We start from the raw sequence: 13964 nt of genomic DNA on the forward strand, positions 1-13964 counted from the left end.
ATATGGCCCAATGGGGACGGATGCGGAGTCAAACAGATTATTAATCTCGACCGGGCGTATTACTCTCCCCTGTCCCGGGAAAGGTTAATTTGCACTTAATAGCCCAGTAGCCCCGATGTCGCCATCGGGGCATTTTTATTGCGAGAAGCACACAAACCCGTACAATTGCGGTGACCATAGCAAGATTGCGTCAACGTTTTGCCCCGCAAATGGCGTCTAAATAGCTGTCAGGTTCGACGCGGTGTTCGCTCTCCCCTTGACCGCAAGAGCTTGACGAATTTGGGCCCCACTCGGGGCCCCTTTTATTTTTAACCCCCGCCAACCGCCCGTCGCAGGGCCGCTCGCGCCTGCTGCACGGCCGCCTCGGCGTTGATGGAAGTGGTCTGAGCGTCCACCAACGCCGCCTGGGCGGTGGTCACATCGATAAAAGTCGTCAACCCCGCTCGGAACCGCCCCTCGGCGAGGCGCACCGCCTCGGTCGCGTTAGCCACCTGACTTGCCGCTATGATCGCCCGCTGCTCCGCGGTGCGAAGATCCGTGTACGCCTGAGCGACGTCTCTCACCACCGTTTGCGACGTCACGAGCAGGTTGCTTTGGGCGGTAAGAACGTCGGCCCGAGCTTGCTTGATCAACCCGGAAGTCCGCCCCCCATCTCCAAAATTCCACGTGAGATTGATTCCGAGCGTCGCGTTGGTCGTCGCGAGCGGGTCGCTCGGCCCCCGGGCTCCGATTCCGAGTGAGACCCCCACGCTGGGCGAGTTATCCGCCCGAGCGACCGAAACCCCGTAATTCGCTGCGCGCAACGTCTCCTGAATCTGCCGAATCTCCGGGCGCGACTGCAGCGCGGTGTCGATCAAGGCGTTGACGTCGCTCGCATTGGGCGCCGGCTCCTCCGCGATCGCCGGAGTGATCGGCGTCCGGGCGTCGACCCCCATCGCCAGATCCAAGGCGATCTGCGAGGTCAAGGCGGTCTGCCGGGCCTGAGTCAGGGATTGCGCCGCAGCGCCAAGGTTTGTGGTTGCGGTGACGACGTCCGCCGGAGCGCCGATACCGGCGTCGAGGCGGGCCTGCGCCAGCGCAAGTTGAGCCTGCCGAGCGGCGACGTTCGCCTCCTGAACCGTCACCAAGCGGCTGTTCTGAACGAACGTGTAGAAGGCGTTCTTAACGTTGAAGACCAAGTCGTTTTGGGTAACGGTCAGCCGAATCGTCGTTGCCCTTTCCAGCGCCTCCGCCTGCCGGACCGCGTTACGCGTTCGATTGAAGTCGAACAGAAGCTGGTTGACGGAGACGTTGCTGGTAAACCCGCTGGAGCCGCCGGAGGTCCCTCCACTGCTACCGCCATTGCTACCTCCGTTACTCCCGCCACCTCCGCCCGAAGACCCGCTAGAGCGGATGTTTTCAACTCGCGTATATCCGGCATTCGCGGTGAATTGAGGGTTCAGCCCCGACCGCGCTACTTGGGTCCGCCCCTGCGCCGCCAAGATATCGGCCCGGGCGATCCCTAGGCTTGGCTGCAGCCGTAACGCGATTCGGGCCGCCTCGTCGGCGGTAAGCGGCCGTTGAAGCGCGGCACCTCCCGCCGAGGGAGGTCCGGGCAAGACCACCGCCGGCGGCAGCGGCACCGGCGCGATGTTCGGCTGGATCGGCGGCGTCTGCGTTTGCGGCACAGTCGGTTGCTGGCCCCCGAGGGCGGAGCTTACGGCGACAAAGATCGACAGAGGCAACATCATCGGCTTTTGGGTGGGTCTAGATTGAGCGGAGGGACGAGCGGCAACGCCTGCTCTAGCTCGGCGACCAAGGCGAGAGGTTCGACATCCGAATCACCGTCGATCACAAGCCGGGAGAGCAAATCGATGAGGGTCTGGCGGTCTAGGCGAGAGAGTTTGGAAAGAGCGACCCTCGCCCTCTCGACCCTCAGCGTCTGGCGTTCGCGGAGAAGCTGGGCTCCGATTTGGCTCAACCCGATCGTCCTCACCCGTCGGTCGTGCAGGTCTGGGCGTCGTTCTACCAACCCCATTTCCTCCAGCCGCTTCACGGTCTGACTCACCGCGCTCTCCGTCATCGCCAAATCCTTGGCCAGGTCCACCGCGTTCCAGTCTTTCGCCCGCAAGGTGCGGACCATGCGAAGCTGAGCCACGGTGAGGTGGGCCAAAGGATCGCTCGTATCGTGCCGAAAGAGCGACCGGAGCGCGCGAGGAAGGATCGCCTCCAGTAGCACCGCGTCCTGCAGGATATCATCCAATTCGATCCACCTCTTCCGGCCTCGGCGACGGCGGATCGTCCGAGCCAGCGACGTGTTCAAAGGCGCCGATGCTCGGCTCGATCACGGACGACGGCGCCAAGTCGCGAGGATCTTTTCGGAACCTCCGCGCCAAGTCGTCGAAGACCGTGTAGACGATCGGGACTACGAAAAGCGTGAGGAAGGTCGAGGTAAGCAGGCCGCCGACTACCGCCGTCGCGAGCGGCGCTTGCATCTCGGAGCCGCTGCCGATCCCCAGCGCGAGCGGCAACATACCAAGGATCGCCGCCGAGGTCGTCATAAGAATCGGACGGAGCCGGGTTGGGGATGCGGTCAAGATCGCCTCGTCGCGAGGCAGCCCCCTCCCCCGCAATTGGGTCGTGTAGTCGACCAACAGGATTCCGTTCTTCACGACGATGCCGATTAGCATGAGGAGCCCGATAAAGGCAGTCAAACCGAACGCCTTTCCGGAAAGGAAGAGAGCGAGCACCACACCCAGGGCGCAAAGCGGCACCGAGGTAAGCACGATCAGCGGATAGATGAACGACTCGAACTGGGTCGCCAGCAGCATGTAAATCAGCGCGACCGCCAAGAAGATCGACATTCCCAGACCCGCGAACTCCTCCGCCTTCCGTTTTTGGTTCACGCCGAACGACCACGTGATGCCCCGGTCCAGCTTAAGGTTGTCCATCACCTTCTGCACGTCGGCCGTGACCTCGCTCTCGCTCCTATCCTGGATCCGCGCGTTAATGGCGACATACCGCCGCCGGTCGATCCGCGTGAGCTCGTTCGGTCCCATCCCCTGTACCGCGGTTGCAACCTGGCTGAGCCGTATCGGCTTGGCGTCGGGTCCTCCTGAGGAAGGGGTAATCGGTAGGTTCAAGAGGTCCGAGACGGTCTTACGGCTACCCTCCGGCACCTGAACGTAGATCGGATACTGAAACCCCTTTTCTTGGTAATAGCTGGAGAGCTGACCGCTCGTGGCGGTGCCGATCGCGTTGGCGATGTCCCGGAACGAAACCCCGAGTTGCTGAGCCTTTTGCCGGTCGACCTTCCATTGAAGCTCCGGAGTCGCGTCCTGAACCCCCAAGTCGGCGTTCTCCATTCCGGGCACCGCCCGAACCGCCTCGAGCGCCGCCGCCGCGTTCCTCGTGAGAACGTCGGCATCTTCGCCGAAAACGTCGATCTCGATGTTCGTCGCGCCGCCGCTCAGAATCTGAGTGACCAGATCGTACGCGGTGACGTTCGCCCTTATCCCGGGGATGGAGCCGAGGTCTCGCTGAACCTGACGGATGACGTCGGTCGTGGACCGTTTGCGGTTCGCTTTCAGGCGGACCGTCGCGCCACCCTGATAACCGACTTCGCGGCCGCCCGCGCCACGGAAGCTGACGTTGGTGCCCGCGCCGGAGAAAACGGTCTGAACTTCGGGAACCGCCATCAAACGCTTCTCGACCTCCTTCATCTTCTGATCGGTGACCGTCAACGCGGTGCCGATCGGGAGCCGAACGTTGACGCTGAAGTCGCCGCTATCGGTGGCCGGCAGCGTCTCGGTTCCGATGAACGGGACCAAGAGCCAACTCGCCGCGGTGACGCCGAACGCGGCCCCCAACACCCACCATCGGTGTTTCAACGCCCAAGCCAATCGGTCGTGGTACGCCTGGTCGACAGCTTCGAATTTCCTTCCGAACCAATCGAACGCCCTCGTCAGCAACCCGACCTTCTTGCCGCGCTGCGCGCGCAGCTCCGGGTGCGCTTCCTCTTCGACCTCCTCTTCTTTGATAAGGCGCGACGCCAGCATCGGAACGACCGTCGTCGCATCGAGCAGCGAAACCGAAATCGAGAAAATGACGACCAGCGCTAGCTGGCCGAACGTCTGCCCCGACTGTCCCTTGATGAGCAACAACGGGAGGAAGACCACGATGACGGTCAACGTGGAGGCGACGACCGCCGAGAGAATCTCCGTTGTGCCGGTTACCGCCGCTTCCGCCGCACGCCGTTTGTGGCGCTCGATATGCCGGAAAATGTTTTCCAACACCACGACCGCGTCGTCGACGATAAGCCCCGTCGCCAGCGCCAAACCGCTTAACGAGATCGTATTCAGCGTGAAGCCGCAGAAATAGAGAAGCGAGAACGTCGAAACGACCGAAATTGGAATCGAGAGCGCTACAACCAGGGTCGAACGCACGCTTCGGAGAAAGAACAGCAGGATGATGACGGCAAGGGTGCCACCGAGGATCGCCGTCTGCTTTAGATCATCGATCGAGTTCGCGATGAATCCGGATTGGTCGTATGAGAGGGTGAACTTTAGGTCCGGGTATGCCTTTTCCGCCTGCGCGATCTTCGCGCGGACGTTGTTGGCGGCTTCGATCGTATTCGCTTCGCTCTGCTTGGTAATCGTCAGGCCGACGGCCGGTTTGCCGTTGAGGCGTGTGTAGCTGCGCGTTTCCTGGTGGCTGTCGCGAATCTGCGCCACCATCCCGAGGGTGACCAAGGAGCCGTTGTAGACCCCCAGCGGCACATTCGCCATCTCCGTCAGGCTGGTGAAATAACCGACGCTGCGGATCGTAAATTCGGTCTCTCCCTGCTTGGCGATCCCGGCCGGGGAGTTGATGTTTTCCTGGACGATTCGTTGCGCGACCGTCGCCATTGTCACGCCGTACGCCTCCAACTTCTTGGGATCGACGTCGACGATGATCGACCTCTGCTGGCCGCCGCTCACGGTGGCGGCGGCGACTCCGTTTGCCGTCTCGACCATCGGCCCGATTTCGTTATCGACCGTCGTCCGAAGCTTGATCGGGTCGCTTTGGCCCGAGATCGCGTAGACCATGATCGGCAGCGCGTTCGGGTCGAATTTTGTGACCGTGGGATCTTGAAGCGTCGGGTCGTTCGGGAAAGATCTTCGCGCCCGTTGGATAAGCTGCAGAACCTCGACCGCGGCTTGGCCGATGTCGGTCCCCCAGTTGAACTGGATCCGCACGTTGCTCGATCCCATCGTTGTGCTGGAGCTAACGTTGTAAATGTTGGTAGCGGAAGAGACCGACTGCTCGATGGGACGCGTGATCTGAGTCTCCATCTCTTGAGGCGCTACGTTCGGCCACGAGGTGGAAACGTTGACGGTCGGAATCGTGATCTTCGGCAGCAGGTCGATGGGCAGCCGGGTGAAGCAGATGGCGCCCAGCAAAACGAGCGCCGCGATCCGCATGACGACCGCGACCGGTCGCTTGACCGAAAATTCGGCGATTCTCACTGAGAGCCGCCTCCGCGTCGACGGCGTCCCTGTCCGCCTTCGCCGCCGCCTGAGCCACGGGAACCGCCCCCGCCTCCGGTACGCACCTTCTGTCCGTCGCGAACCGGCGAATAGGAGAGGGTGACGACGCGGTCGCCCGCCTTCACTCCTTCGAGGATCTGGTAGCCGTTCGAATCTTCCGCCCCGAGTTTCACCGGAACCGCGTGAGCGGTGTTTTGTGCGTCGACGACGAAGACGGTCGGTCCCTGCGGCGTTTGTTTAACCGCCTCCCGCGGTACCGCGACGGCCGCATCCACTTTGCTCAGCACGATGTGGACGCGGGCGAACATGCCAGGTCGAAGCTGCTGAGCCGCATTGTCCACCTTGAAACGGACGAGGAACTGGCGGCTTTGAGGATCGGCGGCCGGATTCACCTCGGCGACGTGGGCGTCGAAGGTTTTGCCCGGCAGCGCGTCTACCGTGAACGTCGCGGGAGTTCCGACGACTACCGTCCGGCTTTGCTCCACCGGAACCGAGGTCGAAACGTAGACCCACTTCAGAAACTGAATGGTGAGCACCGGCGTTCCAGTAGAGGCGATCGCTCCCGGATCCGCCGTCCGCGCCGTCACCACGCCGTCGATCGGAGACTTCAAAACGGTATCCGCCCGCCTCGCTTCAGCCTGCCGAAGCTGGGCTACCGCCGCGGCTACGGTCGAGCGGAGGGCGGCGATATTCGCCGCATAGGCGGGACCTTGCGAGCGATTTGCCGCCGCGACGTCGAGTCCGGCTTGCGCGGTCGCGACCCGGGCCCGCGATGCGGCCACGTCGGCCTGCTCCTTGAGTCGAAGAACGCGGACTTGATTCTGGGCCGAGTTCCGAACCGCTTGGGCGGAACGGAGCGCCGAGTTTGCCGCGTCCACCTGTCCAGACGCTACCGCGAGTGCCGCTTTTTGGACGTCGACGGTGGTTCGGGCGTCGTCCACGTCCTGGGCGGGAGCGAATCCTTGCTTGTACAAGCTATAGATCCTGTTGTATTTCGTTTGCGCGTTCGCAAGGTTCGCCTGCGCGCTGACGACGTTTGCCTTCGCGTTGGCGACCTGCGATTCGGCGGCGTCGATCTTCGCGTTTGCGTCGGTTACCGTTGACTGCGCCGCCGCGATTTGGGCGGCGTAGTTCTGCCGAACCTGACCGAAATCGGCCTGGGCGCTGCTCACGCCGGCGCGCTGTTGGCGGATTTGCGAGGTGATTCCAACGTTGGTCGATCCCTGCGTCAACTGGGCTTGCGCCAACCTCGATCGAGCTTCGGCTACCGCGGCTTGCTGCTGTAGAACTTGACCCTCGATTTCGCGGGGATCGATCTTGACGAGGACTTGGCCGGCTTTCACCGCCGCCCCCTCGCGCACCTCGAGGAAATCGATCAGACCGGCCGTCTTCGGCGAAAGCTTGACATTGTACGGAGAGTCGACCGAACCGACGGTATCGATCGTCGACTCGATCTGGCGAGGTCCCGCGACCCCCAGCGTAACGGTTCCACCGCCGCCTCCGCCACCGCCACCGCCGCTGCGGCCCCCACCCGCCCCGCCGCCCCTTTGCCCGCCTCCCGCAGGAGCGCCGCCCACGCCCGCTTGGCTCGCCTTGGCGGCGTTAACCTTGAAGCGCCAAGCGATGAGAGCGCCAAGGAGAACGACTGGAATAACGATGAGGAGAATTCTCTTGAGGGTCATCCGCGGCATTTCCTTAAGTTCACTTAACGATCGCTCCCATTCTTACCAGGTCTACGAAACTTCGGAGCGAATGTTCACTGGGGCTCAGTAGAGCAAAATGGTTTTTGAGCTATGCCGAAAAAGTTTTTGATCGCCTCATTCGCCGTGTTGGCGGCCGCCGCATCGGCGCAAGACGTGAAAGTGGAGAAGTACCGGCTTCCGAACGGAATGACCGTCATCCTTCATCCGGACCACACCCTGCCCGTCGTCACCATCAACACCTGGTACCACGTCGGGTCCAAGGATGAGCCGCCGCACCGCTCCGGATTCGCCCATTTATTTGAGCACTTGATGTTCATGGGAACGCGGCGGGTTCCAAATGGGCAGTTCGACAAGATCATGGAGGCGAGCGGCGGCAACAACAACGCATCGACCGCCGAGGATCGGACGAACTACTATTCGAACGGCCCCTCCAACCTTCTTCCCACTCTCTTGTGGTTGGATGCCGATCGGCTCGAGGATCTCGGCAACTCGATGACGAAGGCCAAGGTCGACCTGCAGCGCGACGTCGTGAAGAACGAGCGGCGGCAAAATACGGAGAACACGCCATATGGGTCCGCCTACGAGGCAATCAACGGCCTGATGTTTCCCCCGACTCACCCGTATGGGCACAGTGTGATCGGGTCGATGGACGACCTTGACCGGGCCAGCGTCAAGGACGTGCAGAATTTCTTCGCTACTTACTACGTGCCGAACAACGCGTCGCTCGTGGTCGCCGGCGACTTCGATCCGAAGACGGTCAAGCCGATGATCGCCCGCCTCTTCGGAACGATTCCCCGCAAGAAAGATCCGGTTCATCGCACCGCGCCAAACCCCACCCTCCCATCGGTCAAGCGGGTGAAGATGACCGATAAGGTCCAGTTTCCCAAGACGATCATGGTCTGGCACTCGCCCGCCGCGTACACGCCCGGCGACGCCGAGATGCGGCTGGCGGGTGCAGCCCTTTCCGATGGCCTCACCAGTCGCCTCTATCAGCGCCTGGTCGTGAAAGACAAGCTTGCGACCGACGTGTCCGCCTTTCAGGAATCGCGTAAGCTCGGCTCGCTCTTTTACGTCGACTCGACGGCGGCCCAAGGGGTATCGCTCGACAAGCTGGAAAAGGCGATCGACCAAACCCTCGCGGAGTTCACCAAGAAGGGACCGAAGGCGGACGAGCTACAGCGGACGGTGGCAAAGATCCAATTCGGCACCGTATCGAGCCTTCAGTCGATCCAGGCCGTGGCCGACAAGCTGAACGAATACGAGTTCTATCTCGGAGAGCCGAACTCTTTCCGCCGAGTGCTGGAGACTTACCGTAATGCCACTCCCGCCTCGGTTCAGAAAGCGGCCCGTCGCACTCTCGACCTCAACCACCGGCTGATTCTCCGCGTCTATCCGCGACCGGAGACGACCTCGGGCTCCGCTCCCGAACGATTCCAAAACCCGCGCGACCAAAGGCCCAAGATCGGCCCGGAGAAGCCGTTCGCGCCGGCGCCCCCGAAGATCTTCACCCTGTCCAACGGCGTCAAGGTCGAGTACTGGAACCGGCCTCAACTTCCGCTGATGGCGGTGAATATGATGCTCTGGGGCGGCGCGGCGCTCGACCCGCAGGCAAAGCTTGGTCGCGCCGAGCTCACCGCTTCGATGCTCGACGAAGGGGCCGGCAAGCGAAGCGCCAGCGCGTTCCAAAACGCCCTCGACCAACTCGGCGCCACCTTCTCGGCGGGATCGGATCAGCTATCCACCGCCGCCTCGATGTCTGTGCTCAGCTCGAACTGGGACAAAGCGCTCGGTCTTTACGCGGACGCCATTCTCAGGCCCCGGTTCGACCCCACCGAGTTCGCGCGCGTCCTACGCGTTACGGCGGCGGGATTGGAGCAAGAGGTGGACGACGCCGATACCGTCGCCCGCAAGGTTTCGCTCCGGGAATATTTCGGGGAAACCAATCCATTCGGGCGGCCGGTGAGCGGAACCCCGGCCACGGTCCGGGCGCTAAAGGTCGCCGACTTGAAAGCGGCGCATGCCGAGGTCTTCTGCCCCCAGAATGCCACGCTGTTTGTTGCCGGTTCCCTGCCCCAGGCCAAGGTGAAGGCAAGTTTGGAGCGGGCGTTCTCGGGTTGGAAACGAAGCGGAGTGAGGATTGGCCTCCCCAACGCAACCGCGCCGACTCAAGAGACGCTTCGCGTGGTCGTCGTCGATAAGCCGGCCGCGCCGCAAACCGTGATTCGATTCATGTTCCCCGCGCCCACTTACTCCTCACCAAATCGTGAGGCGCTCACGTCGTTGGGAACGATCCTCGGCGGCTCCTTCACGAGCCGCCTTAACCAGAACTTGCGCGAGGCGAAGGGGTACGCGTACGGCGCCGGCTCTCGGTTCGTCTTTGGACCGACCATCGGATACCTGACCGCGAGCTCCGACGTCCGAACCGACGTGACCGGACCTTCGATCACCGAGTTCCTCTCAGAGTTCAAGAAAATCCGCAACGGCGACGTTACCGCCGAGGAAGCGGGCAAAGCCGCTTCGACCCGCCGGGCCGAACTGGTGACCGAGCTCGGAACCCTCCCCGGTTTGCTCGGAGCGGCTCAAGGATACGAGTTGAACGGACTGCCGTTCACGCAAATCGGAAAGGACATTAAGACTCTGTCGGCGGTTGGAGCCGCCAAGCTGAACGCGCTGGCGACCGAAGCGATTCCCATGGATCGCGGAGTGCTCGTCCTCGTGGGCGACAAGACGCAGATTCTAAAGCAGCTTGCCGGACTCGGTCTGCCGGAGCCAAAGGTGGTGAAGCCGTAGGACCTGGCCGGTGATCGTCCCAAATTACGTTCCCGACCCGCTCGAGGTACCTGGCAATGTGACCCTAGAGCCGCAACCGGTGCGAATCGTTTTCATTCGCCGGGTGACGCTGCTCCACCTCTTCAGCCTCGGCCTGGTGACGGGGCTGGCGACCGCGCCATGGCCGCGGATCGGGCTGACGCCCCTGCTCGTCTGCTTGGCGATGGTGCTGGTAGGGCTCGACATGTGGCGGATCCTCCAGCGAGGCCGCCCCACCGAAGCCTCAGTCTCCGGATGGCTGCTTCCCGCTCCGGTCGCGATGACCGCGTGGTTAGCGCACGAATTAGCGCTTTCCGGTTGGCCGGTGGCGGCCCCCCTGGCGGGGGCGATTTGCGCCACGATCTACACCGTTCTCTGCGGACGCGACTTCAGTTTCGTCGGATGCACGCTCCTCGCTCTGATCGTGTCGAGCGTGGCGCTCGCCGGCTTGGTCGTCCACTTCAATCTTGGAGCCCGAGAGGCAGCGGTCGCGCTGGTGGGGAACGCCGCCTACCTCGTCTATCTACAATACGACCTCGCCTCGTTACTCGCCCGCCGCCGTCGCGGCGAAGAGCTCGCCGCCGTGGTCGACCTATACCGCGACGTCTTCAATGTGTTCGGCTACGTCCTCCGCGTCTGGAAACATTGGCGCAAGCACCGGATCTGGGATATCGTCCGCTAGAAGCCGGTGCCACGGGTACAACTGGGCCGTGATCCGCGTCGTCTGCTTTATCCGTCCCCACCGGCTCGAGCCGGTAAAGTCGGCCATTTCGGCGCTGGGGATTAGCGGCCTCAGCGTCTCCGATGTGCGCGGTACCGGCAACTCCCCCGAGCGAGCCGACTTTTTCGGAGGTGACGAAGGAGTCGTCGCGCTCCCGATCCGGGCTCGCCTCGAAGTCGTCGTTCCCGACGACATGGTCGACACCGTCACCGACGCGATCGTGGAAACCGCCCAGACCGGCGAGCCCGGCGACGGAAAGATCTTTCTCGAAAGAGTCATCGACGCCGTACGTATTCGAACGGAGGAGCGAGGCGAAGAGGCTGTCTGAGACCGCTCCCGCCGAACGCTACCAAACGCACCCTTTTGGCGGCGCGAACTAATTATCGGGCGGGTACATTCCAATAAGCAGAGTAATGGTGCTCTGAAAAACCTAGGCTTAATGCCGCGAGAGCGGCAGCGGGGGACCCGTTATCTGGGGTGAATCTCGAGTGATCGAGTAGGACGTTCTTGGTCCGAATCCGACAGCTAACCTCGCCGGCCGAATGCAAGAACGGGTCGCAACGATGCGACTAGAGGAGGTTACGTAACGAATGCTCACGGAATTTGAGGTGAGGCGCCGGATGGAGTGCATCCAAACGTCGCCGATGGCCCCCCTGCGCAAGGCGCGCATGCTACTACGGCTAGGGAGGTCCCTAACCCCGCAAGTCCGTTCACTCATCCAAGCGAAGACGCAGATCGCGCAGACGGCCGACCGCAAGTCGTCCGCCTGTCTCCGGCGAATGGCTACCTCCGCAGAAACCCTGCGCGAGGACCTGAGGGACGCCGCGTTCGACGCTCTTCACACGACCGACCCTTCCGGAAACTTCCGGAATTGAAGGAAATGCCGGCGCTACCGTTAGCGCCGGCATCCTGGTCAAGGTTACTTCAACCGTTTGAGGCTGACCTGATACGGCCCTATCCCAAACGCGGATAGCATGATCGGCCCGACGATCCCTTTTGAAACGTTTGCCACCTGAAACCGAACGATCTCGCCTTCGGCGAGTTCAAAGGTTTCCTTCTTGCTGTAGAGCTGGTTGGTGATCTTCAGCGTATGCTCGCCCGCGGGTAGCTCCGACTCGTAAGATTTTTCGAACTGCAGGTCGGTCACGATCTGGCCGTCGAGCTGAATCTCGAGTCCACGCATTTTGATGTCCTTGGGAGAATTGCGAGTAACGATTAGCCTGGACATCAAACCAGACCTTACCGTCAACCTCGCAATTACTGCAGTTCGATGTGCAGGTGCGGAGGAATCGATTCTTGAAGCGTTTTCACCACGCCCGGCTCCTGCCGAACCGCCAGCATGAGGTCGTGCTTCTCGGAGTCGCTAAGATCCTTGGTACGGATGTCCACCGCGCCGCTCTTGAGGTGGCTCGATATATAAACCCCCTTATCGACCTGAGACTGGATGACCTGAGCCATGTGCTCGGCCACCTGATCGTCGCTCGCCCCCTCGTGCTTCGCCTCTTTGTAAGCGTGGACGATGCTCGCCGCCGCCTTTTTGTTCTTGTAGAGGCGCACCACGTTGTCTCCCAACGCCAGCTTGTCGCGCATCGCTTCCGCTTGGCTCGACGCGGTTCGCGTACCGCTGGTAATAACGATCTGCCGTCCGCTCAACTGAAATTGCTTCTGCGCGATCTCGGCCACTTTCTGCTCGATGTGCGGCACCATCTTGATGCCCGGCTGAACGTGATAGGGAATGGCCGAATTGATTTGCGCCACCGCCTGCTCGCTCGCCATCTTCGTCTCTAAGTCGCTGGACTTCAGGCCGCTCGTAAACGCGGATCGAAGCTGGCGAAGCACGGAGTACGCATTTTGGGCGAACTGCCCCTTTACGTCGTGCACCAGGTTCGGTCCAACCGTGTAATTGGTAACGATCGTCGTGGGCTTGCCGTTCTCGTCCTTGCCTGCCACCGCGACCGGAACCGAGAAGCACGCCTGAGCAGTCAAACCATCGTTGCAAGGCGACTTGATCAGATTGCTTGGGTTCAGCTCCTGAAGGCCGTTCAGAACGAATGGCTCGGAGGTCGGAGCCGAGGTCTGGGGAGCTTGGCGGCTTAGGGCCAGCGCAAACGGAACGATCGCCGCAACGGCGAGAATGGATCGGGCAACAAGGGTTTGCATCATGGTTCGCTTAGCCCAATGGGCGGACTGAACCTTCCATACTCCCCGTATAATTGCGTGGCTTTGATTCTCCCCCCGGGTATCCGGAGGTTGCGCTACGAAGCGCAACGATGGGGTCAAACCGCCCCTATCTCAGTCAGCGATGAACCTCTGGACCGCTCCCAAAGTGTCCCGAGCCGCCTCGCCCGCACGCGCCATAAGGCTCGCGATATTATCCGGTTCGTCGAGAGCGGACAACTCTTTGGGAAGCTGCGGATCCACCCGCAGATAGGCATCGCTCGGCAAAAGCCGCCGAACATAGCCATGCACTCCGTCCGACTGCGCCGCCATCATCAACACCATGAGCGGCAGTCCCCAGCCGACCAATCCCCGATTCTCCCCGAACCCGACCGGCTTGCCCCAAAAAGGACGACCGCACCCGAGCGACACGATGCGAAACCCGTCGAATCCCGACTGTTGAGTCAGATCTCGGGCGTCGAGGAGCGAGATCATGGCCGGATTGTTCGCCCAGAGCGCGCCATCCACGTACGAGGAGCCCGCAACCTGCGCGCTGGGGAAGAATGTCGGCGCCGCCGTGCTCGCGATAACGGCGTCGACGAGGGTGACATTCCGGTCTCCAACCGAGTTCGGATGCTGGCCCGAGCGAAAGATGCGGGTACCTCCCGTCACCACGTCGAGGCAAGCGATACTCAGCGGCTTCGGACAGTCGCCCAGCGTCGCATCGCCGAACGCCTCGACCAGCGTTTCCCGGAGCGCCTCGCTAGAGTAGGCGGGCATCGCCCATCCCTTAAACGTTAGCGCCTTCTCCAAGAACTTGAGCCCCTCGCGAGAGAAGATCGTCCCCGCCCGCTCCTGAAAGAGGGTCAAGATCCGGCGCGCCGGCAACCCCATTGCCAGCCCGGCGGCGACGATCGCTCCGGTGGAGGTTCCGGCATAGAGGTCGAACCGGTCCGGCGATTCGAACTTCAGCTCATTCTCCCAATACGCTAAGACCGCCGAGGGCACGACGCCGCGGACGCCGCCGCCATCGATCGAAAGAATTCGCATCCTCTATATCGTGACCGT

At 62.1% G+C, this 13964-nt stretch carries 11 protein-coding genes and 1 riboswitch; of the genes, 4 read left to right on the plus strand and 7 right to left on the minus strand.

Annotation, left to right across the window (positions count from 1 at the left end; all coding sequences use genetic code 11):
* Positions 1–308: 308 nt before the first annotated feature.
* The 4 genes from OP10G_RS03760 to OP10G_RS03775 are packed head-to-tail and all read right to left on the minus strand — an operon-like array spanning position 309 to position 7189.
* Positions 309–1730, minus strand: a complete 1422-nt coding sequence (locus OP10G_RS03760; RefSeq protein WP_084178794.1) for a TolC family protein — start codon at positions 1728–1730, stop codon at positions 309–311.
* The gene (locus OP10G_RS23910; protein WP_025227214.1) at positions 1727–2242 is read right to left on the minus strand and encodes a MarR family winged helix-turn-helix transcriptional regulator; all 516 of its coding nucleotides are present in this window, start codon (positions 2240–2242) and stop codon (positions 1727–1729) included. The genes OP10G_RS03760 and OP10G_RS23910 overlap by 4 nt, the downstream gene beginning before the upstream one ends.
* Positions 2235–5486, minus strand: coding sequence for an efflux RND transporter permease subunit (locus OP10G_RS03770; protein WP_025227213.1), 3252 nt, complete (start codon positions 5484–5486; stop codon positions 2235–2237). Before OP10G_RS03770 ends, OP10G_RS23910 begins: the two co-directional genes overlap by 8 nt.
* The gene (locus OP10G_RS03775; RefSeq protein WP_025227212.1) at positions 5483–7189 is read right to left on the minus strand and encodes an efflux RND transporter periplasmic adaptor subunit; all 1707 of its coding nucleotides are present in this window, start codon (positions 7187–7189) and stop codon (positions 5483–5485) included. Before OP10G_RS03775 ends, OP10G_RS03770 begins: the two co-directional genes overlap by 4 nt.
* Positions 7190–7300: 111 nt before the next feature.
* On the opposite strand from OP10G_RS03775, the gene OP10G_RS03780 reads away from it, so the two are divergent.
* The 4 genes from OP10G_RS03780 to OP10G_RS03795 all read left to right on the plus strand — a co-directional run bounded on the left by OP10G_RS03780 (position 7301) and on the right by OP10G_RS03795 (position 11614).
* Positions 7301–10000 carry a M16 family metallopeptidase gene (locus tag OP10G_RS03780; protein WP_025227211.1) on the plus strand — a complete coding sequence of 900 codons (2700 nt, stop codon included), beginning with the start codon at positions 7301–7303 and terminating at the stop codon, positions 9998–10000.
* A 10-nt stretch (positions 10001–10010) separates the two neighbouring features.
* Entirely contained in the window at positions 10011–10700 is a 690-nt protein-coding gene (locus OP10G_RS03785) for a Bax inhibitor-1 family protein (RefSeq protein ID WP_025227210.1), read from the plus strand.
* A 28-nt stretch (positions 10701–10728) separates the two neighbouring features.
* Entirely contained in the window at positions 10729–11067 is a 339-nt protein-coding gene (locus OP10G_RS03790; RefSeq protein WP_025227209.1) for a P-II family nitrogen regulator, read from the plus strand.
* A 95-nt stretch (positions 11068–11162) separates the two neighbouring features.
* Positions 11163–11293: riboswitch (cyclic di-AMP (ydaO/yuaA leader) on the plus strand.
* Positions 11294–11329: 36 nt separating this feature from the next.
* Positions 11330–11614: a hypothetical protein gene (locus OP10G_RS03795; protein WP_025227208.1), complete on the plus strand. Its 285-nt coding sequence runs from the start codon at positions 11330–11332 to the stop codon at positions 11612–11614.
* 44 nt (positions 11615–11658) lie between these two features.
* Here OP10G_RS03795 and OP10G_RS03800 read toward each other — a convergent pair whose 3' ends face one another.
* From OP10G_RS03800 to OP10G_RS03810, 3 genes are all read right to left on the minus strand, one after another.
* Entirely contained in the window at positions 11659–11967 is a 309-nt protein-coding gene (locus OP10G_RS03800) for a hypothetical protein (protein ID WP_025227207.1), read from the minus strand.
* Positions 11968–11996: 29 nt separating this feature from the next.
* Positions 11997–12902, minus strand: coding sequence for a hypothetical protein (locus tag OP10G_RS23915; RefSeq protein WP_025227206.1), 906 nt, complete (start codon positions 12900–12902; stop codon positions 11997–11999).
* A gap of 129 nt (positions 12903–13031) precedes the next feature.
* Positions 13032–13946, minus strand: coding sequence for a CBASS cGAMP-activated phospholipase (locus tag OP10G_RS03810; RefSeq protein ID WP_025227205.1), 915 nt, complete (start codon positions 13944–13946; stop codon positions 13032–13034).
* Between the last annotated feature and the right edge of the window lie 18 nt (positions 13947–13964).

This window comes from Fimbriimonas ginsengisoli Gsoil 348 (genome assembly GCF_000724625.1).
In the GTDB taxonomy this organism is placed as follows: domain Bacteria; phylum Armatimonadota; class Fimbriimonadia; order Fimbriimonadales; family Fimbriimonadaceae; genus Fimbriimonas; species Fimbriimonas ginsengisoli.

Coding starts and splice junctions, on each gene's coding strand:
- OP10G_RS03775 (WP_025227212.1), bottom strand. CDS start 7,189: ATGACCCTCAAGAGAATTCTCCTCATCGTTATTCCAGTCGTTCTCCTT.
- OP10G_RS03780 (WP_025227211.1), top strand. CDS start 7,301: ATGCCGAAAAAGTTTTTGATCGCCTCATTCGCCGTGTTGGCGGCCGCC.
- OP10G_RS03795 (WP_025227208.1), top strand. CDS start 11,330: ATGCTCACGGAATTTGAGGTGAGGCGCCGGATGGAGTGCATCCAAACG.
- OP10G_RS23915 (WP_025227206.1), bottom strand. CDS start 12,902: ATGATGCAAACCCTTGTTGCCCGATCCATTCTCGCCGTTGCGGCGATC.
- OP10G_RS03810 (WP_025227205.1), bottom strand. CDS start 13,946: ATGCGAATTCTTTCGATCGATGGCGGCGGCGTCCGCGGCGTCGTGCCC.
- OP10G_RS03800 (WP_025227207.1), bottom strand. CDS start 11,967: ATGTCCAGGCTAATCGTTACTCGCAATTCTCCCAAGGACATCAAAATG.
- OP10G_RS03760 (WP_084178794.1), bottom strand. CDS start 1,730: ATGATGTTGCCTCTGTCGATCTTTGTCGCCGTAAGCTCCGCCCTCGGG.